20 protein-coding genes are annotated in these 24,650 nt (G+C 42.9%); 6 read left to right on the forward strand and 14 right to left on the reverse strand.

What is annotated here, in order from left to right; genetic code table 11:
• Positions 1–229: 229 nt before the first annotated feature.
• Positions 230–793 carry a C40 family peptidase gene (locus F1379_RS16780; RefSeq protein WP_239004705.1) on the forward strand — a complete coding sequence of 188 codons (564 nt, stop codon included), beginning with the start codon at positions 230–232 and terminating at the stop codon, positions 791–793.
• 94 nt (positions 794–887) lie between these two features.
• Here F1379_RS16780 and F1379_RS30700 read toward each other — a convergent pair whose 3' ends face one another.
• Positions 888–980, reverse strand: coding sequence for a hypothetical protein (locus F1379_RS30700; protein ID WP_162551189.1), 93 nt, complete (start codon positions 978–980; stop codon positions 888–890).
• Between the two features lie 651 nt (positions 981–1,631).
• Here F1379_RS30700 and F1379_RS16790 point away from each other — a divergent pair.
• Positions 1,632–2,120 (forward strand): hypothetical protein, encoded by a 489-nt coding sequence (locus F1379_RS16790; RefSeq protein ID WP_150271825.1) that lies wholly within the window; start codon positions 1,632–1,634, stop codon positions 2,118–2,120.
• A gap of 1,058 nt (positions 2,121–3,178) precedes the next feature.
• Here the strand turns inward: F1379_RS16790 and F1379_RS16795 are convergent.
• A complete protein-coding gene (locus F1379_RS16795) occupies positions 3,179–3,559 on the reverse strand; it encodes a hypothetical protein (RefSeq protein ID WP_150271827.1) in 381 nt (126 codons plus the stop codon).
• Positions 3,560–3,719: 160 nt separating this feature from the next.
• Between F1379_RS16795 and F1379_RS16800 the strand changes: the two genes are divergently transcribed.
• Genes F1379_RS16800 through F1379_RS16815 form a run of 4 tightly spaced genes read left to right on the forward strand, consistent with a single transcriptional unit; the run spans position 3,720 to position 6,621 of the window.
• Positions 3,720–4,328: a TetR/AcrR family transcriptional regulator gene (locus F1379_RS16800; RefSeq protein ID WP_150271830.1), complete on the forward strand. Its 609-nt coding sequence runs from the start codon at positions 3,720–3,722 to the stop codon at positions 4,326–4,328.
• Positions 4,329–4,332: 4 nt separating this feature from the next.
• Positions 4,333–5,187 (forward strand): ABC transporter ATP-binding protein, encoded by an 855-nt coding sequence (locus F1379_RS16805; RefSeq protein ID WP_150271833.1) that lies wholly within the window; start codon positions 4,333–4,335, stop codon positions 5,185–5,187.
• Positions 5,184–5,894 carry a fluoroquinolone export ABC transporter permease subunit gene (locus F1379_RS16810; protein ID WP_150271835.1) on the forward strand — a complete coding sequence of 237 codons (711 nt, stop codon included), beginning with the start codon at positions 5,184–5,186 and terminating at the stop codon, positions 5,892–5,894. The genes F1379_RS16805 and F1379_RS16810 overlap by 4 nt, the downstream gene beginning before the upstream one ends.
• Positions 5,887–6,621 (forward strand): hypothetical protein, encoded by a 735-nt coding sequence (locus F1379_RS16815; RefSeq protein ID WP_150271837.1) that lies wholly within the window; start codon positions 5,887–5,889, stop codon positions 6,619–6,621. The genes F1379_RS16810 and F1379_RS16815 overlap by 8 nt, the downstream gene beginning before the upstream one ends.
• Before the next feature lie 60 nt (positions 6,622–6,681).
• Here the strand turns inward: F1379_RS16815 and F1379_RS16820 are convergent, their stop codons facing one another.
• From F1379_RS16820 to F1379_RS16875, 12 genes are all read right to left on the reverse strand, one after another.
• Positions 6,682–8,769: an ABC transporter permease gene (locus F1379_RS16820; protein WP_162551190.1), complete on the reverse strand. Its 2,088-nt coding sequence runs from the start codon at positions 8,767–8,769 to the stop codon at positions 6,682–6,684.
• 134 nt (positions 8,770–8,903) lie between these two features.
• Positions 8,904–9,608, reverse strand: a complete 705-nt coding sequence (locus tag F1379_RS16825) for an ABC transporter ATP-binding protein (protein ID WP_150271842.1) — start codon at positions 9,606–9,608, stop codon at positions 8,904–8,906.
• 22 nt (positions 9,609–9,630) lie between these two features.
• The gene (locus tag F1379_RS16830; protein WP_150271844.1) at positions 9,631–10,221 is read right to left on the reverse strand and encodes a TetR/AcrR family transcriptional regulator; all 591 of its coding nucleotides are present in this window, start codon (positions 10,219–10,221) and stop codon (positions 9,631–9,633) included.
• A gap of 161 nt (positions 10,222–10,382) precedes the next feature.
• On the reverse strand, positions 10,383–12,641 hold the full coding sequence (locus tag F1379_RS16835) for a thioesterase domain-containing protein (RefSeq protein WP_275262526.1): 2,259 nt from the start codon (positions 12,639–12,641) through the stop codon (positions 10,383–10,385).
• A 23-nt stretch (positions 12,642–12,664) separates the two neighbouring features.
• Complete coding sequence (locus tag F1379_RS16840) at positions 12,665–13,873, reverse strand: Ger(x)C family spore germination protein (RefSeq protein WP_150271848.1); 1,209 nt, start codon at positions 13,871–13,873, stop codon at positions 12,665–12,667.
• 13 nt (positions 13,874–13,886) lie between these two features.
• Complete coding sequence (locus F1379_RS16845; RefSeq protein ID WP_150271851.1) at positions 13,887–15,314, reverse strand: spore germination protein; 1,428 nt, start codon at positions 15,312–15,314, stop codon at positions 13,887–13,889.
• Between the two features lie 217 nt (positions 15,315–15,531).
• Positions 15,532–16,368: a class I SAM-dependent methyltransferase gene (locus F1379_RS16850; protein WP_150271853.1), complete on the reverse strand. Its 837-nt coding sequence runs from the start codon at positions 16,366–16,368 to the stop codon at positions 15,532–15,534.
• 135 nt (positions 16,369–16,503) lie between these two features.
• Positions 16,504–18,528 carry a right-handed parallel beta-helix repeat-containing protein gene (locus F1379_RS16855; protein WP_162551191.1) on the reverse strand — a complete coding sequence of 675 codons (2,025 nt, stop codon included), beginning with the start codon at positions 18,526–18,528 and terminating at the stop codon, positions 16,504–16,506.
• A gap of 288 nt (positions 18,529–18,816) precedes the next feature.
• Positions 18,817–19,125, reverse strand: a complete 309-nt coding sequence (locus tag F1379_RS16860; RefSeq protein WP_150271857.1) for a hypothetical protein — start codon at positions 19,123–19,125, stop codon at positions 18,817–18,819.
• Between the two features lie 153 nt (positions 19,126–19,278).
• Positions 19,279–22,806, reverse strand: coding sequence for an alpha-amylase family glycosyl hydrolase (locus F1379_RS16865; protein ID WP_150271859.1), 3,528 nt, complete (start codon positions 22,804–22,806; stop codon positions 19,279–19,281).
• Positions 22,807–22,896: 90 nt separating this feature from the next.
• The gene (locus F1379_RS16870) at positions 22,897–23,196 is read right to left on the reverse strand and encodes a hypothetical protein (protein WP_150271861.1); all 300 of its coding nucleotides are present in this window, start codon (positions 23,194–23,196) and stop codon (positions 22,897–22,899) included.
• 24 nt (positions 23,197–23,220) lie between these two features.
• On the reverse strand, positions 23,221–24,108 hold the full coding sequence (locus F1379_RS16875) for an aldo/keto reductase (RefSeq protein WP_150271864.1): 888 nt from the start codon (positions 24,106–24,108) through the stop codon (positions 23,221–23,223).
• Between the last annotated feature and the right edge of the window lie 542 nt (positions 24,109–24,650).

A 24,650-nucleotide genomic window follows, 5' to 3' on the forward strand; every position in this document is an offset into this window, starting at 1 on the left:
TGTTCATCTCCATGAAGTTTACTTGTTAAGACTTCCCTAAAAATATAGCTAAAGGTACATGCCATTTCTCTAAGTGTTTTTAATTTTAACTATCATTTATGTGTTAAGTATGTGCTTTTTGTGGGAAAACATCTTAATTAACATTCCAAATATTACGCCTAAACAAGTCTTTGAATCCTGTGATAGGATGACGTCAGTTTCACAAAAAACAAACGAAGGGAAGTCTATCATGAAAAAGAATTTTTCCATTTTATTGCTTTCTACCTCTCTGGCAATCAGTATATTCGGTGTGCAATCAACGACGTCATCCGCAGCTAGTTATATTTCGCAATCGCAAGAGTCAATAAGTACTGTAAGGAATAGTATCATCTCCAAAGGAATGACATACTTAGGTACCCCGTATGAATTTGGGTCCAGTAGAAGTAATACTAGAACCTTTGATTGCTCTGATTTCGTTAGACAAGCCTATCTTGAAGGGGCAGGAATCACTTTACCCTCTAATTCGAGAACTCAAGGTGCCTACATCAAGAGCAAAGGGTCTTATACAACAAATTGGAAAAGCCTAAAGCCTGGAGATATTATGTTCTTTATGTCTTACCGTGGAAATAAAGCTTCAGATTATCAAGGAATTAATAGAAATACATCACGAATTACTCATAATGGAATCTATTTGGGAAACGGAAAAATCCTACAAACCTACTCAAAAAAATCGGGTGGAGTTCGAATCGATACGATTGAGGGTACTCAATGGGAAAAGCGCTTTCTTTTCGGAGGAAGTGTTTTAAAAAAGTAAGGCTATACTTACTTAAAGGTTGCCGTGCTATGATACAGTATAAAAACTTTTACATTCGCAATGATATGGGAATCTTTATACCTAACCAATACGTTCAATGGATCAAGCAATGGGTCAAACACAGCTTTTCATTCAGTTTATCTTTGTAATAAATGTCTAATTGCTTTTGTATTTCGGGCGTTAACAAGGTAAGTATGAATCTATATTAGTCTGCATTCGTTTTAGCATATGCTGTTTGATTTGATGCCAAATAACAAATTATGATTAGAGCACATTTCAATCTACTGAGTCGCAAGGAGTTCTCCCCTCATTTTTTTTACAATATGCCGTTTCGATATATTTTCGACAGTTTTCACTTTAAACCTAGAAAAGGTTCTAATGACTATCCTTCACATGATTTTATATTTGTAGGAGAAATTAAAAAAAGAGATTACTTTGATACAGTACAAATTTCTTCTATGGCAACACAGCAAGGATACAAAGGAAGGGGTTTTGAAATTAGCAGCTACGATACAATGGCTAAACCATCAGTCTATATTTTCTTTTGAGACAAGTGTTATTTGATATTTATCAAATTGGCAATAGTACCATGTTCTTGTCCACTATCGGCAATGGGATCAAGTTCTTGTCCTGAGCAAAGGACAAGAACTTGATCCCTTAAAACAGAAAACCCACGCCAGGCGCGGGTTCTAATGGGACTATGTTCTTGTTTTCCTACACAACCCTGCTCACTTTTCTGTCAGGGACGTTATACAGTATCCTTCTTTATTTATTTCCTATGATCTTGTCCATTGTTATTAATCACCGGCTTATAGCCGTACATGTAGATAAAGGTAGTATGGCCTACCTGTTGTCAACTTCCAACTCCAGAATTCGGATCGCTGTGACTCAGGCTGTATTTAGTCTGACCTCTGTAACCGCAATCTTCTGCTGGATCACTGCCCTGACACTGATCACCTCTTCTTTCATGTTTCCCGGATTGATGGACACCAAGCAATTTATACTATTAAATATTTATGCACTCCTGATGTATTACACGATTAATGGAATCTGCTTCCTGGCCTCCTGCCTAGCCAACGAATCCAGATACAGCCTCGGACTGGGGGCAGGACTCCCGATCATGTTTGTATTGCTGCAAATGCTTGGTGCTTCCGGGGAAGGGCTGGAATGGCTCGGATATTTCTCTTTATTCGCCTTATTCAACCCAGAACGATTATTCGCCGGTGATAGTTTTGCTTATCTAGGGATGGCAGTATTTGCGGGACTGGCAACTGTGCTGTATACTGTGGGAATTCTTTGGGTTAATAAAAAAGATTTGCCTATCTAACCTATTTGGCACGCTGGGGGAATGGAATATGTCAAGAATTACCCGAACCTTAAAACTGGAAACTTGAGCGGTTATTGAGTATACAGTTGCGGGAAGAGGTGAACCTGTGTTCATTCTTCATGGTGGACATTCCAACTGCCAGGAGGATTTTGGCTATAAAATTCTCCTGGAGAACGGATATTCCATTATTACACCATCGCGGCCTAGTTATGGCCGAACAAGCAAAGAGTTTGGAAGCTCATTAGATACTACCTGTAAAGCTTATGAGCAATTGATGGATCATTTGAACCTTACTTTGGTTCCCCGATATCCCATCGGGTCGATAGCCGTACACTTCAGTCTGCAGTATCTAAGGCATGGCATAGCCATGAAGATCGCAATATTATGTCCTACTTTGATTATACATAGTAAATATGACTAGATAAGCGTTGTCGCCCTTGCTTTCCTCCCATAATGAATGCAGATGATGAATACGGAGATAATTATAACAAGTTATCTTAATGTTCAATATTACAAGGAGTGTTTGAAATCTTAAACGTATACTTTTACATAGTGGCTGTATTTATAATCCCTTGGTTAATATGCATTCATTATCTGAGAAGGATGACTTCACTTTTCGTTCTGTATGTACCTATTGTGATTAGTATTGCGATGTTGATGAATATTATTGGGTTTCACTATAAGTTTTGGAGTGTAAAACCATATAACATCGCTGCCCTTCCTTTTGATTTCGGAATCTATCCGGTATTGGGATGCTTTATGATTAATAGCTTGAACTCAAAGAAGCACTCTACTTTCTATACTTTATTCATGTACAGTGTTTTTACCACATTGATGGAATATGCCGCTTTTTCAGTGGGAATCGTAAGGTATGGAAATGGTTGGAATATTGGCTGGACCTTCATTTCTTATCTTGTTGGTTATACAGGAGTGATAATTTATAATAACATTTCAAATAATTGTATTGGGGATTATTAAACCCAAAATAGAATTCTTTGCTTGTATTTGTAGAGCACAAAAACTTAGGGAAAAGTCGAGGGCGAATTACTTCTATTTTGTTACGTGAAAAATCTATTGAAATAAGCTTCAAGAATTCTCTGTGATAAATAATAGCCATCCACAGCGTATTTATCTCCCAATGATCTTCTATAGAAACCCACATCATAATTGATATAGTCCTCAATAAACATTGATTTCATTATTATAGAATAATTTTCCATGAAAAAGGATCCTTCAATTTCTTTATAAGTATATTCAAGTGATACCAAGTGTAATTGGTCATTTTCGTATAACAAATCTAGCTTATAGCTATTAAGTTTTGAACAATCAGTATAGATAACCTCGAAATCTATATTATCTTTTTTACATATACAATTAGAGTTCTCAATGATAATATTTTCAGTTTCGCTTTTGTTCATATCTACGTTATTATCACTCATATTAAACACCTCAATTTTATATCGTTTTATTAGTTATTCGACAATGGGATACAAAATCCTCCTATTAATTGCAACAAAAAACCTAAAAGTAATAGATTGTATAATTAATATGAATAAAATATAATATTATTCATAAATTCATAGAGAAAGGATAAAGCAAATGCCAAAAAAATTCAGTGAAGTTGAAAAAGCTCACATAAAACAAAAGCTACTTGAATCTGCGAGAAGTCTCTTTACCCGATATGGAATTAAGAAAACTAGTGTGGAGGACTTAACAAAGGGTGCAGGCATTGCAGCAGGGACTTTCTATGCCTTTTATCAATCAAAAGAAGAAATCTTTTTCGAGCTTCTGGAAGTTGAAGAAAGTCAAATAAAGACCAGTCTTTTTGAGAATGCCGCAGCTAGACCTCTAAATAAAGAGTCCTTTAAGTTATTTTTATTGGAGTCTTTCAAGCTCATGTCAGAAAATCCAATTATCCGTCAAATCTTACTGACTGAACAATTTGAAGCCTTAATTCGAAAAGTACCTCCCGAGCGGTTAGAACATAACTACAACCAGGATCAGGATTTACTCTATCCATTTATACAAAAATGGCAAGCAGAGGGAATGCTTAAGAAAAGCTCTCCTACGCTTATAGTTAGTATGATTCGTTCACTCTTATTACTCTCTCTACATCGACGGGAAATCGGTGAGACAGTATATGATGATACACTTGAGATGTTTATATCTACAATAGCTGAAGGTTTATTTACCAGAGAGGAGCATTAGCGTAATGATTAAAGTCCAGGAACTAAATTACACTTATCCGGGTCAAGACAGCCCTGTTTTGAATGGACTGAATTTCGACATCCAGCAGGGTGAAGTATTCGGTTTTTTAGGGCCATCAGGCGCGGGCAAAAGCACGACACAAAATATATTAATTGGCAAGCTAAAACAATATAGCGGGTCCGCTGTCGTATTAGATCAAGAAGTGAAATCGGTGGGTTCGGAATATTTTGAACGCGTCGGCGTTGCATTTGAATTCCCGAACTTTTATAACCGTTTTACTGCTCTAGAAAATCTAAGACATTTCGGGTCACTTTACCGTAAGCGATGTTCAGATCCAATGGATTTACTCCAGCAAGTAGGTTTGATTGAAGCTGCACATATGAAAGTTGCAGACTTTTCAAAAGGAATGAAGATGAGATTGAATTATTGCCGTGCTGTGCAGAATAATCCGGATGTACTATTTCTGGATGAACCGACCTCCGGGCTGGATCCTGTTAATGCCGATATGCTTAAAAAGCTTATTAAACAGCGTAAAAACGCTGGGACGACAATTATTCTAACCACTCATAACATGCAGGCAGCCGAGCAATTATGCGATAGAGTTGCTTTTGTAGTGAACGGTGTAATCAAGATAATTGATTCCCCCAAAAATTTGATGCTTCGAAGAGGGCAACGTAAAGTCAGAATCGAATATCAGATGCAAGAAGGAAAGAAAACATCTGAATTCCCTTTAACTGATATTGGAGATAACACTGAATTCCTCTCGATTATTCGCTCTCATCCTATTGTCACCATTCATTCCTTAGAGGCCACCTTGGATCAGATTTTTATGGATGTTACGGGGGAAAGTTTAGTATGAGACTATGGAAACTATTCCTTTTTGATCTTCGCTTCCAATGGAAGCATGGGCTATATTTTGTATATTTCCTTGTATGCATGGTTTATATTGGGGGGCTCAGCATCGTTCCCGAGGCCTACTTGGACAACACATTGTTGCTGCTTACTTTTTCAGACCCAAGCGCTCTTGGTTTAATACTGGCTGGAGGAATACTGCTGTTGGAAAGAGATCAAGGCGTTTTTGAAAACCTTTTTGTTACACCTGTTAAAACACTGGAGTACATTCTAGCCAAATGCTTCTCTTTAAGCTGCTTATCTCTTACTGTCGCTTTTGCTATTCATCTGTCTTCAACAGGATGGCCAGTGTCTCTGGTGCAGTTCGTTCTTGCTATTGTTTTGACCTCGTCTTTCTTCACTTTGATCGGCTTAGCTGCAGCCATAAGAAGCCGTTCGATCAACAGTTTCTTACTATTGTCTCAATTGTATTCCCTTATTTTTATTTTACCTGTTCTGGATTACTTGAATTTGTTTACAACCTCTTTGTTTGCTGTCCTGCCGGTTCAAGGGACGCTAATGCTACTGGAAGGTACCTCTCATCCTCTGACAATATCAGATTTCTTGTATGCAGTATGCATATTGTTGATTTGGATCGGTCTAGCAGTCTGGTGGGTCTATTCCTTACTACAAAGGTCCGTGAGAACACAGGACGGAGATGAAAAACATGTTTAGGTATAAAACTATGCTCCGGCAAGATTTCCAAAATGCACTAAAAGATCCGATGCTTCTGCTTATTACTTTTGGTCCGCTTCTACTCACTCTTATTGTAAGGTATGGCTTCAGGCCATTATCAGAGTGGATAGCTTCAATCTCATCCTTCTCCCTCCTTTCCTACTCTAGTTTTATTACTGTTTTTCTGATGCTGCTTGTTCCTCAATTAGCAGGGATAGCAGCGGGTTTATTAATCCTGGATGAGCGTGACGAACATTTGATTGGAATCTATGCAGTAACCCCATTGATGAAAAATGGTTATCTTGCTTTCCGGCTGATCCTCCCGACCTTTATCAGCATAATAATGACAGCTGTTTTTTTACTATTCAGCGGTGTTTCGCAATATGAACCTGTGAATATTGGAGTCCTTCTTTTACTCGTATTAGAGACACCTATCCTTGCGATGTTCTTGGCTACATTCGCTGCCAATAAAGTAGAAGGCCTTGCCTTTTCCAAAATTATTGGATTGACTCTCCTGGGAGCGATTTTCGCATATTTTGTTCCTGAACCCTGGCAATTACTAGCCGGAGTGTTTCCAACGTATTGGCCAGCCAAGCTATATCTTGAAGGCATTGCCGATAATCAATCTGCTTCTAAAATAATGATTCTCTTTATTGTGGGCCTACTTTTTCATCTCCTGCTCTTACGGCAGATGTTTAAAGTTTTTTGGAAGAAAATAGAGAAATAAGGGTAAATAAAAAGCCGGTAACTAGGTCATCCGCCTGGTTCCGGCTTTCACTTTGATCATTCACTCCACTCTGCTCTTTAAACTATCCGCCATAGATATTTCCATAACTTTCTTCTTGCTTAAATACTTCGACACCTCGTAAGTAACCAAAATAATTAAGAAACCAATCACTATATTCTTAAATTCAAGCTTTGTTGGAATAGCCATACTAGGAAAAGCTGCTTTAAAAAATAGATCCATCAGCTGATTAATAAGCGGAATGGATATACAATATCCTATAATCACCACAAAAATGTTACTATTTAATATCAATGCGCTTACTTTCTGTTTACTGTATCCTAAAATTTTGAGCAGTGATATGGAAGCTTTGTTCTCTTCAATTATCATGGTGGTTATAACATAAATAATAATCAGGCCAATAACAAAAGAAATTAAGGCAACAACGCCAACCATGTATCGTATAGGTTTGACGAAAGTCTGGTACCCTTCGATTTGCTCACTTTTATCATTGAAGGACAATATATTAGTTTTATCAGTTTCTAATTTTTCATTAGAAATCACTTCCATAAAGCTGTTCTTGGGATAATTATTCAACGAATTGAACATAGACAAAGGAATGTAGATAATGTCTCCCGTATAGACCGGGCTGATGTGATCGATATTTATTTTAAATGTTAAGTCGTTTAGCTTATTTATCAGAGTCACACTTTCACTTTCCTGTATATCAAGTTTTTTGGCCAAAGAAGATGTCATAATTACACTATCTTTGCTTAATTCATTTCCGTCTGCATCTCTTAAGGAAAGCAACTTGGAGTCTTTTTCAACCCCATACAATATGAAATTATAGTTCTCCTTGTTATGCTTAGCTTCGAATGGAGCAAAGGATAAAATTTCCGTATCTTTGGGACGATCTTGTTGCAATGAATTAAAAATATAGCTGTAATTATATTTGAGAGTATTTGTGTAATTGTCGTAAATCATATAATCCATAGAGTCATTTGTTGTAAAACCAAAAAGTAGTAATAAAGAAGCAAATGTGATGCTTATCATCAGAATAAAAGTCCTGGTGATATTTCTGAGAATTCCACGAATCTTAAATTTAGTATTAAAGCTAAAAAAGTCCATATTTAATTTTTTTTCCAAGAAATTTATTTTCGTTTTATTGGCTCCCCCTCTAAGTAATGTTACCGGGGAAAGTCGCAAAGCCATCTTAACAACCAAAAATGTGGTTGGGATTAAAAATAGTAAAGGAAGGACTAGACTAATACATAAATAAACATAATCTAATTCAATGTCTATGTGGGGCAAATTATATTTAAACAAAAGTAACGCTGAGAGAGGTTTTGCCAAGAAAATACCGAGAGAAGTACCCAGGAGACCTCCTGATATTGAGAGTACAAACGGGTAACTCAGATAGTGTTTTATGATTTCTGATTTTTTGTAACCCAATGCATATAAAGTACCGATTTGAACATATTCTGTTCTTAATAGTCTCCACATTATTATTGCTAGAAGTGCACAAGTAAGAATCAGAATGATAACCGGAAGGATTTTCCCGACTATAATAAAACTTTTTATGTTTTCATTCACATGAGTCAATCGCATATTATCAGTTTGATCAACCCATTTAATGATGGTTGATAATTTATTGATTTCATTCTTTACGGCTTTTATATTGCCATCATGAGCAATTAAACTATAGAAGGTTGAACTATCAGGAAAGTCTTTCATGGCTTCGTTCGAAATAACTGCTATTCCAAAGGTCTCGGGATTAACAAGAATGTCTTGATCCTCTTTTACCAAGTACATAAAATCCGGTAATGTTATAAAACCGGCAATGCGATATTGCTTTCCATTAATGGTTGTATTCTCACCTATCTTCAGACTATGCTGTTTCGCATAGGATGGATCGATCACAATATCGTTTAATCGCTCTATTGGTCCCCCTTCTAAAATCGAATATGTATCTATTTTTGATGTTTCATTAAAGATTCTCAATATCGAATTACTATTATAAGCAAGGTCATAAGATTTTCTTGTTTCAATTGTTACATTGAATTCTTCCTCCAGCGCAGCGACATTCTCTATGGGTTTTTGAACATAGAAGCTTGCGTCATCAATGGTATGCTGTTCCAGAAATGAATCCACACTTGTTCTCAAGCTCCCGCTCGCAAGATTAAACCCGACAAAAAGCATACAACTGATAGTGATCAATAAAAAAGAACCTAGAAAACGGGATTTATTCTCCCGAATCGTTCTAATAATTTTACGTTTTATGACCATTACCATTCAATCCTCTCTACAGGAAGAATTTCCTCTTCACTTTTAGACCTGTCTTCGATAATTTCACCACTTCGCAATCGAATAACCCGGTGTGCAATCCCTGCTATGGCTTCGTTATGGGTAATAATGAGGATAGTGGTATTAAACTTTTGATTTACTTCAATGAGTAATTTAATAATTTCTTGTGAGGTAGCGAAATCTAAAGCTCCCGTTGGTTCATCACACAACAGCAATTTTGGATTCTTAACCAGCGCTCTAGCAATTGAAATCCTTTGTTGCTGTCCTCCGCTTAATTCACGGGGGAAACGTTTTTTCATATCTTTCATACCTACTGCTTCAAGAACATCATCTGTATTTAAAGAATTTTTACTAATATTCGATGCAACTTCTATATTCTCATATGATGTTAAATTAGGCATTAGATTATAAAACTGAAATATAAATCCAACTTTATCTCTTCTATATACTGTAAGCTGATTATCCGTTAGTTTGTTTATGTCCGTTTGACCAACCATAATTTCACCGGAATTAATACGGTCTATACCACCTAAGACATTCAATAAAGTGGATTTGCCAGAACCTGAGGGTCCAAGGATAACTGCAATTTGACCTTCTTTAATGGTTAAAGAAACATCATTAAGGGCCTTGAAAGGTATTCCACCTGATTCATACGTTTTTTGCACCTGGTTTAATTGAATATACATTTGATCTCCTCCGACTAAAGTGTTATTTGATCAGTCGATTTGAAACAGTCTCCAATAATAATTCCAACATAGGGGTATAAGTACTTTCCTCAAAATCTTCTTTGTGCAAATTAATTAAGAAAATCGCTTGGAATAATCCAGCTATTGCTTTAGGATTAAGATCATTAAAATATTGCTTGTTTTGATTAATAAATTCGTAAATAAACGAATTATCCTCCAATAAGTGAGCCTTAACCGTCTCAGGGGGGAGTTTGAGAAATAAATACTCCAGATCCTCTTTCCGGAAGTTCTTCATAACCGGATTGTTTTCCATTAATCTGATTGCGTCCAAGAAAAATGCCATCAATATCTGTTGGGGTTCTTCTGCATTTTCAAATGAGATAGAGAGTAACTGCTCACGGAATTCCTTTTGGAACCTTTCCAGAATCTCCAAATACAACTCTTCTTTTGAACTAAAGAATAAATAAAATGCCCCTTTTGAAATACCGACAGCACGAGTCAATCTTTCGATGTTTGCCTTTTTTAATCCGAAAATAATGAACATGCTCTCGCCTTGCTTCAGTAATTTTTCCCGAATAATTAAGCGTTCCTTTTCTGTAAAGCCTTTTGGCATAAGCTCACCCTTTAAATGAATGTATGACCGAAATTATATTTTTAGTCACAAATATTTTAACTCCTCTTCCCTTCGAAGTCAACCTATTTATTCCAATTTTAGTTTTTGTATATATAAATAACAAAGACCCCCTAATGCTTCAGGAGGTCTTCAATCCAGGTCTATTTCCTGCAATTTTTCCCAACAATAATACTTTGCGGCAATTCATTCTCACTTGTATCTGGCGTTCCGGAGATTTGAACACTGTGAAAACCTATGTTTTTCAACTCCGCTTTCCATAATTCAGTACTGAGTAAGGGTGAATGCTTGATTCGCTTATGTTCATCCGTATAAAGCCACCATCCGCTTGTTAATCCAAAAGTCAAAGTATTGTAATCAATGACTTGGGTTAATTCATTAATAAGCACTTCACCTGAATCCTTCAATAGGCTATGAATATGTTGCAATGTGTTACCCATAACACTAGTGGTATGAAGTACATTACTGCAGACAACAAAATCAAAACTATGAGGCTCATAACCTTGTAATTCCGGATCTCTTTCTACATTTAAAACTTTGTAGTCAACGAATGGATAGCTGCTGCCGTATTCCTTTCTGCCGTACTGAACAAAAGCTGAAGAGACATCGCTGTACACATAACGAATTTGAGATGCGAATTCTTTAATAGAGTCAAAAATAAAGGCACTGGCTCCTCCTGTTCCAGCTCCAACTTCTAAGATTTGAATATGAGTGTGAGGGTATTTATTAAGCCGTTTTCGTATAGAGTCATGTAATAATTGAGCCAACAAGTGATTGTAGTAGTCTGTTTGTATGTTCCCTTTGTAAACATTTGCTACATACTGCATCGACCCGTTGGGAAAAAGCACATTCATATGATCGACTCTTCCCGAAAGCACATCAGCATACGCAGCAGAGCAAACTTCAAGTAAAGGGATGTAGGATTTTATTTCAGAATACTCTTCCTCAAGAATGGTTTTCATCTGTCCAATTTCATTTACCTTTTTGTTAAACACCTTACTTTGAAGAGTCCTTGTAGACACAATTACCTCCCCTTGAATCTCTAACCATTTTTTCTGAACCATCATCTCAATCAGTGCATCGAACAAACGGTGGTACTCTGGAATTACTTTTAGTTCATCAAGCAGTTGCTCCTTTGTGTACTTCTCTCCGGCAGATTTAAATATACCTAATGTTTTAAATGTGCAAAGTAATAAGAAGTGCCCGTACTCTGTTAGTTTTGTAAAAGCGACTTGAAACCGGCCATATTCTTCTACATCGAATGGTACATGAGTAACCCCCAGGAGCATCTCAATCTTCTCCGAAACGTAGGGAAGAACAGGATGATCTAACAATCCGTTATGGTCGCTATCTACCGTAAGAATTTCTAATTCTGAATTTACAACTTCTTTCCAGTAAAGAGAATAATCATAATCTTTCAGAATATCTACTGCTGGCAATCCCATGTTATTATCCGGCCCAACAAAACCTTTTGTTGTCTTAACAAATGTCACGTTAGATGCATCATAAGGCTCTGGTTTGTGTATTAGATAGGTCTCCTCTGCAAAGTCTGATACAAGAAGTCCTCCTTTAATAAAATTAAAAATTTCATCTGTTTCAATCAACTTATTTGATCTTTCTTTAGCAAGTTTAGCTAAATAAGCAACTTGAAATCTTTTTGGAATACCTTCCAGATCCTTGGATGTGATTACTAGGGAAGGATTCTGCTCAACCTTCAAAAAAGAATTGACTAAATATAACTTTAAGAAGTCAAAATCATAGGTCTCATAAAATTGGTCATTTACTTCCGAGGTTGTAGGATACGTATCAAGCATTACTAAATGAAGAATGACTTCCCCCTCAGATTTAAGTTTCCTTGCTATCTCCATTGCAACTAGCCCACCAAAAGAATGACCTCCTAAAAAGTAGGGTCCCTTGGGTTGAACAAGTCTGATACATTCCAAATAGTGCAAAACCATCTCATCAAACATACGCGGTATTGATTTTCCGTCTGTTCCTTTGGCCAGGAAGGAGTACAAAGGATAATCAGGACCTAGTGCTTTAGATAAATTGTTGAAAATATTGGGGTAACCGGTTGCACCATGTATCCAGAATGAAACTTGCTTCGTCCCTTTTGTATTTATAGGCATGATCTCTGGCGGTAATTTAGGTTTGTTAAAGCTACTTATAGAGCCTACTGCTTCACGTCGATTTATAACCTGCGGTTTGATTCTACTTGCAAGATAAGCGGAAAGCTCCTTTATCGTTGGATATTCTATGACGATTCCCAAGTCTATCTCTTCTCCAAATCGTTCTTGCACAATCTGTACAATCATTGAAGACAACATGGAGTCCACGCCATATTCGGATAGTTCTACGTCGTCCTTCATTTCATCTGGTTTAAGTTTTAATGGAGCCTGCAAGAATCATGTATAGCATATACCACTCACTCCTGACTATGCTGTCCCGGATCAAATGGACTGGTTATTTTTCCCATCCGGTTTAGACGGTAACGGATTTGGACATCCACCTCAAGCTCTTTAAATTTCGCTTCCCAATCGTCTTTCCATCTATGCCATTCATTGGGGAATTCACGGTGGAACGCTTCCCCGAACCCGAAAATATCGGAACCGATTTGCTGCGCACTCCGAACGCCGTTCTTCAAGATCTGTTCCTGATGCTCTTTGGCTGCAGCTTGAAAATCATTAAACACCTTCTCATCCTTCAGGTCGGCATTGCACTCGACCTCCCCAATATTGGCTTCAGTATCCACAACAAGTGAAATGTACGGTTCATGATCCACGATCCGGGGATCTATTTTTACTTTGGAACGAAGCACTTCAATGACAAATTTCCCTTTGGAATCCGGGCAGTTGATCGCAGCTACGGTGCTTGAAACGCTGTTCGTTATATAAGTGAAGGCTTTGCTTTCGGATTCGTTCATCCACCCGATAAGCCGGTCTCCCTTAAAGACGCCTATTCCGGTAAATAAATAATTAACATGCTGAGGCGATGTTTTTACATTCTCAAGAGTAAGACCCTTCTCCAGATTTCTCAGTCGGATACCCGTCAGAACGGGTTCAACTCCGTCTTTCTTAGAATTCTGAAGCAGATCCTTCACATTGACCGCAGAGGTTGGAGCCCATGCTTTCTCAGAAACCTTCAAGGCCTTATACATGTCCATGGCCGGCAAAATCTCGGTAGGGGTTACAAAAGTGACGGCGTCCTTAGCCGAATTATCCCTGACAACAGCCAAATGGAAATCAGGTCTTACTTCATGATCGCGAAATAGAAAATCCAACGGTTCTTTGATACCTTTTCGCGCAGTTTCTTCGTCAAAGATCACAAACTTCAAATGGGAAAAATACATCTTTCTGGATGATTCCGTTGTAAAGTTCCGGATCGCTTCAAACAGGGTATCGGCACGTTTGGAAAAGACGATCGTCGGCGAGCGTTCCATGGGCCGATTTCGGGACATATGCGACGGGTCGACCACCTGTACACTAATTTCGTATTGATCACCAACGGTGTCGATGCCAATTGCCATGACGACAGACATTTCGTTCATTTCCTTGCTGCTCCAGCACCCGGTAAGAACCGCCAAGAGCAAAATCGATATGAGCAATGATGTGATGGAAGATCGGTACGTATTCATGTCGGCTGCTCCTTCAGTTGTTGCGTCTTTTTTTGCTTTCAAACGGAAAACGCAGGATGGCATCTCTTTGCTTCGTCGAATTGAAATTCGCCACAGGCGTTAAATACGGTACGCCAAAGGAATGCAGGTTGTTCAGATGGATCAGGAGCATGATGATACCGAGTGTCAATCCGTACGCTCCAAACAAAGCGGCCAGTCCCATAAATCCGAAACGCAATAGCCGGATTGGAAGTGCCATGGTGTATGAAGGAATAACAAAACTGGAAATGGCCGTAATTGCAACGACAATGACCATAACCGCTGAAACGATGCTGGCTTCGACGGCCGCTTGTCCAATGACAATAGAGCCGACTATGGAAACCGCCTGGCCCACCGTTCTCGGCATGCGGAGACCCGCCTCCCGCAGAATTTCAAAGATTACTTCCATGATCATGGCCTCAACAAATGCCGGAAACGGAACCCCTTCTCGTTGAGCGGATAAGCTTAATAAAAGAACTGTCGGAATCATATCCTGATGAAACGTCGTTAAAGCAATATATATTGCAGGCGCCAGCATACAGATCAGCAGGGATATGTATCTCAATATCCGAATAATGCTGCTGTAAACAAAGGATTGATAATAATCTTCTGCCGATTGGATGAAATCCACAAACACGGCGGGTGCAAGCAGAACAAAAGGAGAGCCATCCACGAATATCGCGATCTTCCCCTCCAAAATACCGGCTGAGATAGAGTCTGGACGATCCGAATTATAATAGGTCGGAAAAATCGAAAATTGCTTTTCGGTGCGGAGACTTTCTTCCAGATATTCGCTTTCAAGTACGCCCTCAACCTCTATGCTCTTTAGTCTGGATATCATATTGTGAACCATATCCGGGTCGGCGATCTCATTCATGTACATGACCGATACCTCGGTCTTGGTTTTAGCCCCGACTTTAAGGGTAGTCAGCCGTACTCTCGGGTCCTTTACTCTGCGGCGAACCAGGGTCGTATTCGTTCGTAAGGTCTCCGTAAATGACTCTTGCGGACCTCTGACCACAGGCTGCGCTTTCGATTCCGTAATGCTGCGTTCTTCCCATCCTGGCAAGGAGATGCCCAGTCCATCACATCTACCGTCCACCAGGAGGAGCAGGCTCCCTGAGAGGATTTGATCGAGGGCAGCTTCAAAATCCTGAAGGAAGCTTGCCTGTCCGACATCCAGAACATGATCCTTCAGATAAGGTAAAGTGATCTCCTCAGAAGAAGCAAGACCATGCAGCGGCCGGATGACGTTGTCCTGCACCTTCTGCATGTCGGTCATTCCGTCCAAATAAAACAGAGCGGCCTGCTTATGACTGATAGAGATTTGACGGACAACAAAATCCGAACTGTCACCCATGAAGCCACAAATCAGGTCTATATTTTGTGCCAATTGTTCACTAAACCGGGTCTGCGGCTTCATTGGTCAACATCCTCCTCCCCTATCATGGATTTAGAAAAATCATCCTTCTTTGGGCTTTACCTGTAGTATGCGTAATTATTGCAACGTTATCCTGTGGTTCTTTCATGATCTTCGTAGTGCCATTATAAAAAAGAGCCGTCAACTGTGGTTTTGCTGCACCACGGTTAACGGCTTCTTGCGTCTTAGCGTCTTGGCTTCTTATAGCTACTGGCGGAAATTACAGCTTGCGCACCACATAGATGATGTTCATTCCACAATCAAGCGTGCCCTGTAATTTGGTGAAGGCAATTTCTTGTTCGACAATCAGCTTCCAGAATTCCTGATCGTTACGGGCATTCTCTATGGCCGAATCTCCGGCTTGCGTAAATAAACCAGCGGAGCTTCTCTCCAGAACGCTTACAGGAAACTGCGTAAATAAAGCATCCATTTCGGAGCTTCTCATCATATGGACGTAATGCTTGCTTGCCACCGGATAATGCTCTTCATCTTGAACCCCTGTATCCAAGATCCACCTTGTAGCGTTGATTCCGAACTGGTCTTTCTCATACCTTATGCCATTAAGATAATACAGCGAAGCGCCAATGAGACTCATGGACCCGACAATCAATATTCCACCCGGTTTCAATACTCTTAGAAGTTCTTGTATGCCAGCTTTCTCTTTGTCCAGAAGGTAATTAATTACGCCACCTATACAGACCACGCAATCGAAAGAAGCATCTTCAAAAACACTCATATCAAGAACATCCAGAACATGGTAGGCCTTGATTCTGTCGAGCAGGGATAGCTCGCGCATTTTGGCCTTATTGAACTCCAGCTGATGGCTGGATATATCGGCAACGGTCAATTCCGTACACATTGAAACTAGATCCTTGGTATATCTTCCTGAACCCGCACCAATCTCTAAAACCTTATCGGTTCGCTCTAAATAACGCTTCAAGATATCAAGATGTACCTGATATAAAAGCTCGCCATGCCCATCCTTTTCAAGACGTGTCCATTCACGGTCACCATAGTTGTCATACCGGCTTCTCGGAATTTCGGGGTTGTAGCTCATAAAAGCATCTCCTTTTCATTGTTGATTTTATAATCGGGGTAATATCACTAATATCGCTTTCACTCATACAACCACCTCCTTGGATACCGCTTGCAACTCATTATAATGGGATTTGTCAAAATTTACATTCTTATTTTACAGATCAATTGTTACCGGACTGTTGTGAAATATTTCAAATGGTCCTGGTGTTACATTTCTTTCCGGGCGCAGCTTATGAAAGAAGTCGTGGTCGAAACGGTACGAAGATCCATCCGGTTCCTCATAGCACATTTCGGCGTGATGGCTTCTGCCAAGAAGAGCAGTTGTGACTACCGCAGGAGCTGCAGCACGCATGATTCCAGGATTATGAATATGCACTTGAACCCTGCAAGTATCCGGATCAATTTCGATTTCGATCCCGTTGCTGTCATAAACCTTTGCATTTGACTCATGAACACTGGGCACCGCGTCTTTCAAATACAGATTGCCTTGTATCGTAACGGGGAGGGCCATTCTTTCAGGCTGAAACGGCTTTCCGGATTCCTTATAAGCCGCAATTTCTTCCCTGGAATATTCCCACCACCGTTTGTGATGATTACTCGGGTAATCGTTGTAGCCGCCCAATCCGGCAGGATGAAGATAACAGCGGGAGTTATCGGGTACCCCGTCCATCACAGCTTCACCGCCGTAATCCATATCCTCCCTTGGTGGGAGCGGAAGATGCTCGAAAAAGGTCATAGGTAACGCCTCTTTGGTAGGATCGCCATCACCTATAAAGATATTATTGTAATATCTGTCGTCGCCGCCCGTAATGTTGCTGTAACCGGCAACTGCTGTCTCATGTGGCATATGGTAGGGTGTATAGCGGGTAAGCTCGGGCCGCACTACAAATCTGCCGGTAAACAGATTGTGTACAAATGCCCCGCCTTGGGCCATATTGCGGAAGTTCATAGGCGATAGGAACAGGTTATGATCCACCGTATATGGACCATGGCAGACCTCCACGAAGAGATCCTCGGACAGATTGTCATAAAAGATATTCCGGCTGATGCGGGTGCCTTGCGCCTGCCAATCCAGCCAAACCGCCCGGTAAGAGCTATAGATGACATTCCCGCAAATCTGGGTATCCAGTGCGGCATGGAGCTTGATTCCCCCCACTTCTGCGCCGTGGAAGATACGCTTGTGGTGAATATTATAAATGCGGTTTTGGTAGATTCGGCTAAAGGCAGCACCTAAATGTCCAACGATCCCAGCCTGTTCACAATCATGAATGACGTTGTTGCGGACAATATGGCTTCCGATATGATCTTTATGCCAATCCTTGCCGAGTGCACGAAAAATAACCTCCTGCTCCCGTTGCGTTCCGCCTTTGCTGCGATTGTTCGAGAATTCGTTCTGCCCGGTCGTTATTTCTTTGCCCAGGCTGATACCCGTACATTTGGACTCATTGATCAGGTTATTTTCAATAATCCAGCCTTTACTCCAGTGCGGACCTATAAGCCCTTCTTGTAAGGCCGTTGGCGGGGCCCATTGGGGGGATGCCTGCCGGAGAGTAAAGCCTCTAACGGTAATATAGCTGCGGCCGGTCTGTTCAGGCCAGAAGCAGTATGGACGCACATTGATTTCCACATTCTCCTGGCGGGGGTCCTTGTCTCCAAAGTTCGCCCATATGGTGGTGGTAGTTGAGCCTGCTTCCGCGTACCATTGCAGCAAAGAATCCTCCGCATATTTGGCCTGCGGCCAAACCTGGGGATTGCGTAGTTTGTTAACGCTTTCACATTCATATAGGGATTTTCCATCCAGATATACATCGCCAAGATGCGGCTCGAACGCACCATCAAACAACCAATCTCCATACAACCTAGTCTCATAGGGGTTGCGGATGACAAACAGACTGTTCGGCACCTCCGTCCTCCAGACACCGTCCCCTTCGTCTTTCCAGTCAGCCACAGGTTCTGCACCTGTGATAACCACTTCCCCATCTCCGGCAGACTGGTATACAATTCTCTGTTCCTTTGTCCCTCCATTGGCCGGATTGACCCATTCCCTGTAAACACCGGCATGCACGGTTATGATATCTCCCGGCTCCGCTATAGCCGCAGCGCGGGAAATCGTGCGGAACGGTTGTGTCTCCGTACCTGGCGATTGATCGCTTCCTTGAATTGCAACATGATAGTCCACTAGATAACCACCCTTCCCTTTGTGCCCTAAATAATCACTATCAAATACACACCTATAGATTATAATGCAACACTGAAGCAAGGCCATTGATGTTTAAAGAACATTTGTTGATATATCCTAAGAATAAGGAAACTAACCTCAGATACACTATGTTGGTCGTGCTGTAAAAAACGTCTGCGAGATCAGCACCTGCTCACAGATGAGATGCAGACAGAGATCCGCGCCGACTCTGGCTTCAAGTCGGACACAGATGTCTCACCCTATCAAGACCGGTTAGGTTATAACAGTCTACCCTTCAACGATATCTGCCTGCAGATCGGTCGCAACTTCAACCATTTTGGGAACAACGGCTTCATGGGCCACGGCTACATATAGATCTCCCGAGTACAGCCGGAATGGGATTTGTGCATCCCCAAGCTGCCACATGAAAAAATCCCCATTAATCGTCATCATGCTTTCCGGCCCTTTAACGGTAAAGGTATCTGAATACGAAAAGTCGGCTTTCGCTGCAAAGTACTCTTTACACTCCTCCAATGAAATGTATGGCTCTGTATTGTTTTCCTGCATGGAACGGGTGATACGAAAACGCTGATTCATGGTTGTTATGCCTCCAGGATATATTTATTTCCACTCGAAATGATGAACATTTTCAAATCATACCTTACCTTGATCAACAGCACAACACCGCACAAATAACCCCCTGCCATTTTGGCAGGGGGTGCAATAGCTTTTTAATGGAGCATTCTTTCCCTACTTTAAATAAGTCCCGCTCTCGCCGATCCCGCCGCTGCCGTTCAGCACGTAGACTCTGGCGTTGCCTTTGCCGGAGCAGTTCAGCGTAATGCTGCCGCCTGTTACCGTCTTGGTATCTCCCGTCACCGCATCCACATAGGTTCCGTTCGGGATGCCCGTGAAGGTGGCGTTGCCGGAGATGGTGACCAGCGCAAAGCTGTCGATGCCCTTGGAGGCATCGGTATAGCGTCTCTTGAAGGCCAGATTTCCGCTGACATTCTCTGTGGAATACTGTCCCTTTTGCAGGGCAGGTACGGCTCTCCGGATCAGATTGAGCTGACGGATGTGTTTGGCCAGCGGATGATTCAGGGATTCAGCGAGTGTGCCCGTGGCGTTCGTATATCTGCCGAAATCCTGCACGGTGACGCTGCCTTCAATATGATCGCCGAAATATGCACGTCCTGTGGTACTGAGCGGCGCATTCGGGCCGACGTCAATCGCCTTCCCCTTCTGGAACTCGATCTCCGAGCCGTAGTAGATGGCCGGGATGCCGCGGAAGGTGAACATCAGCGCCAGGTTCTCGGCCCAGGTGTCCTGTGTTCCGGCAAAACGCTGGTTCTCCGGCGCCTGGTCAGGGGCATAGTCGTGGGAATCGACATAAGTCACGTTCCAGGTCGCATCATTATAGAACTGGTCTCCGCTGCGCATGCTGAACGCTTCCTGCGCGGTCTTGAATGCCCAGTGCATCGGGAAGTCGATCACATCCATGCCGGATTTCATCGAGTAGTCCGGAGTATGATAATTATTGCCGATCAGAAAAGCATTGTTCGACGTCGGCTGGCCCGCCGTTGTGGAATTGTCTGCCCATTCCTGTTCGACGGACAGCTTGTTGGTAGCGTAGTCATTTTTGCCGTCGCCAGGGTAGGCCTTTGCCGATTTCCAGGTATAGAACGGCGTCGAAATCGCCGGGATGCCGCTGTTCCAGACATCTCTGTACCGGGTCGCCACCTCGCCGAAGATGAAGAAGTTGGAGCCGCCTCTCTCCTTCCACGCCGGAACGAAGTATTTGTTGAAGATATACCGGCTAACATGCTTCACCGTATCCACCCGGAAAGCATCCACGCCCATATCAATGTACTGGTTGTAGCTGTCGATCAGATACTGATTAACAACGGGATTCTCCGTGTTGAGGTCCACGCAATCCCCGGCGATCTGTCCGGTCTGGACGGTGTAGGACTCCCAGGAGAGGCTTTTTTCCGTGTGATAAATATTGTTGTTGGTCTCCGCCGTCTTCATCAGGGCCAGTCTGGCCTGATACTGCTGATCCGGTGTCATGGTATCGTAATTGGCCGGCAGCTTGTTGGTGATTTTGAGCATATTCGCAATCGTATCCGGCTTCGTAGGGTCCTTCTTGAACATCGGGAACAGGTTCTCCTCCCCGAAGTTGCCGGTATGATTGACGACGATATCCTGAATGATCTTGATGCCTTTGGCATGAGCTGCCGTGATCAGCTCCTGATAGGAGGCGCCTGCGGATTCGTACCTTGGATCGACTTTGGCAAAATTAATCGCGTGATAGCCGTGATAATCATAACCGCTGGCATTCTGCACGACAGGTGTAATCCAGATGGCACTGAAGCCAAGCGCCTTGATGTAATCAAGCTTTTGGATCAGTCCCTTGAAATCCCCTCTCCAGGCGGGATCGGCATCCGGATTGCCGGCTTTGGCATCATCCCAGGAATGAACGTTGTTGCTGGTATCGCCGTCGTAGAAGCGGGAGGTCATCACGAAGTAGATCGTATCCTCGCGGAAATCCCCTTTGCTGCCGATGCTGTAGACGAAGCTTTGGGTCGTACGGTTGCCGGCGGCGTCAATCACCAGGAACTTCAGGGTGGTTGTTTTGGCGATCAGAATCTGCGGTCCGGTCACTCCGGCAAGTACATTCCCCGTAAGGTATACTTTGGAGCTGGTTGTAGGCTCTGAGCCATTATCCGTATAGTAGGCGGTTACGGCTGCGGTTTTGTTGTCTTTGATGTTAAAAGAGACATTGACCGCTGTAGCGGACTGGCCTACAGGCAGATTTGGCGTAATGACCGGCGGCTGCAGATCGGCGTTCAGGTCAATCACATAGGCAAAAGAGGCTACACTGCCTGCCACGCCGTCCGCGTTAACGCCAAACGCTTTGATCGTCATGGATGACGATACCTGAATAGGAGCAGTATATAAGGCCGAGGCTGTCGTCGGTGTCGAGCCGTTGGTTGTATAGTAAATTTTGTCCCCGGTGTTGCTGCCGGTTAATGCAACCGTTTGTGCAACATCGTATGTTTTGGGAGCTGGTGAGACGGTGATGACCGGTGTCTTCAGCGCTTCCGGATTGGCGGTATACCAGACATTGTCTGTATAGTACCAGCTTTCTTTGACATTGCGGGTTAAATCGCCTGTCTGTTTGCCGTTGCTGTCATTGAAGATCAGGCTGGTGCTTGCCGCACCAGGAATAGTGTAGCTATACCAGTCGTTCCCGTCTGCCTGCATGAGAATACCGGGCCACGCTCCGCTGATCGGTACCGATGACGGACTCAAGTTCCAGTAATGGATGCGCATGGCGGAGTTCCAGCCGGACGGTTTCTTCACATGGACCGTAATGCCGGCTGCCGTTGCTGTAGGTGACGGTGTTACGGTGGCTGTAGGCGTTGCTGTAGGTGTCGCTGTTGGTGTTGGAGTTGCCGTTGGAGTTGGTGTATTCGTAGGTGTAGGAGTTGCTGTTGGAGTATTCGTAGGAGTTGCCGTAGGCTGAACCGTTGCTGTCGGGGTTGCCGTTGGAGTTGTTCCGGCCTGGATCGTTACATAATCAATATTAATATTTCCGCTGTCGGTTGAGTCGTATTTGTAGGTGATGGTATTGCTGCCGGCCTGCAGGCTGAGCGATTCGCTCTGTTCGCCCCAGGTGTCCCAGCTGCTTAGATTGGCTAATGCGGTTTGCTTGATCTTGGTCCCGTTCACATAGACAGATACCGTCTTGGCGCTGCCGGTGGCGTTCGCATAACGCAGGATTGCGTTATAGGTGCCGGCAGCTGTAGCCTGCACGGTAAAGGCAGTGGAAGCACCGCTGGCCGTATATCCTTCGACGAAGCCAGCCCCCGAGTAACCGGTATGGTTGGTGTTTACCTTGGCACCGCCGGAAAGGGCCGCATTCTCTGCTTCGTATCTGCCGGGGGCGGGAACGGTTACGGTCCAGTTCTTACCGCCGTTATTGTCCCAACTGTCAGTCGGAGCGGTAATGTGATAACAGTACGTTAAGGTAGCACCTTCAGCGACAGATAAATTGGCTGTAAAGGTCGTTCCGTTTCTTGTCATTGCGGTGTCTGTAGAGCTCGACCAGTTGTTGGCCGTCCAGTGCAGGGTTACCGCCGTAGCCGTACTGTTGGTGTAAGTAACCGTATAGTTGGTATTGCTGGCAGTTGCACTGCCTGATGGACCGAACAAGCTGAAGCAGAGCGCAACAATGACCAGCCAGGAAAGGAAACGCCTCGTTTGATTTCTTACCAAATAAACTACCTCCTGAGGAATGATTGAGTGTAAAGCCACCATCGTTTACTGCGCAAACGTTTGCAAAAAAGCGAATAAAAGAACCTCCTGCTATTCCATCATTACCTGCACCAAACCATCCATCACCCCCATGGATTGACGGAAAAGCTCCATTGTATGCGCTTGCACGAATAAGGCGAAATAAAGCGGCGATTGCTGCTTCTGCTCCAATGAATTTTCCTGATTCTGATTATAGTGTCCGGACCTGAGCGCGGTCAAATGAGCTTTTGAGCTATAAAATGGAGGTTTATCTGGGAAATGCTCCCTATTACTGCGTATTAAGCGTGCGGAAACCGGTTTCCTGTTTTTTGTGTCAAAATATAAAAAGCCGCTAATTTGGCGGCTTTCCATTTAGCTTATGTCTATTCAGTCCGCTTACAGCTCCAGATCTGCAGCCCTGGCGTTTGCTTCCACCTGCTCCGGACTCTTACATCCGGGAATTACGCAGCTAACGGCCGGATGCTTCAGACACCAGGCAAGGGCCCACGAGGCCATGTCGACACCTTCCGGTACTTCGTTCTGCTGGATTTCACTCACCAGCCTCAGCTTCTCATCGATCTCTTCGCGCTCGCGTCCCTTTCTGACATTGTCACTGAACACGGTGCCCGGCTTGTATTTGCCGCTCAGATAGCCGCTGGCCAGCGGGACTCTTGCCAATACCCCAAGATCCTGCTCCTGGCAGGAAGGGAATACCCTTTCTTCCGGCTTCTGGTCCAGACGGTTATACACCACTTGAATAGCCTTCGCGTTAAACTCGGTAGCCCTGCTCGTCTGATGCAGATTATCGTTGCTGCCGATGGAGATCCCGAGATTGCGGATGTTGCCGGCCTGCACCTGCTTGTCCAGCATGGTCCACAAATCGTCGTTATTGAACGCCTCATCCGATCCGGAATGGAACTGATACAGATCGACATAATCCGTTCTGAGGGCTCTCAGGGATTCTTCCAGCTGCACGCGAATCTGATCCACGCTCCAGGCATTGGTCCAGTGATCATGCCACAGGTGGCCGAACTTGGTTGCAATCACCCAATCCTCACGCCGGTCCCGTGACATGAAATCGCCGATAAAGCTCTCCGACATATGGTGAGGTCCGTAGCATTCGGCTGTATCAATCAAATTAATACCCAGTTCCTTGGCCCGGTAGAGAATGGCATCGACTTCCTTCTGGGTGTAATCCTGGCCCCAGTCACCGCCAAACTGCCATGTGCCCACGCCTACGACGGATACATCCAGTTCTGTCTTACCCAATCTTCTGTATCTCATTCTGCTCACCTCGTAATTTAATGTGCTCTTTCTATGATGGGATTGAACGCTTTCATGATAATGGATATCCGAAAATTTATCAATCTAACAAGGTAGCTCAGCTAATATCATTGCTCTCTGTCATAAGAAAATAAACTTCTATATAGATTGAACTAAAGATTTTTGTGTTGGGATTAGCCGTGACGCAAGAAAAGATTTGGACTTCCGGTCGCTTCCCGCCCGTAGATTTCTTGATTTATACCGCTTGTTGCAGTCCCGGCCTCCGACTGATGGCTTTACGCAGTAAAAGCTGATAGGCGAAGCACGGGCTGTCATCGTTTTAAGCTGCTGAAATGTAGATCGTGGTTATCCTCCACACTGGTCAAATCAATAAGATAGATGAGGAAGGCCAAGAGCACCCATGACTAAAGGCGACAGCAGCTATTGCTCTTAATGACCTCACTACCCGCTGCTAAGCTAATTGCAGTTTGTACAACTATATCCATCTAAACAGACCGTTTCCCGGCTATAGTTGCATTCCGTACATCTATTTTCTTGCTTTA

The sequence above is a fragment of the Paenibacillus tepidiphilus genome (assembly GCF_008635795.1).
GTDB classification, from domain to species: Bacteria; Bacillota; Bacilli; order Paenibacillales; family Paenibacillaceae; genus Paenibacillus_AQ; species Paenibacillus_AQ tepidiphilus.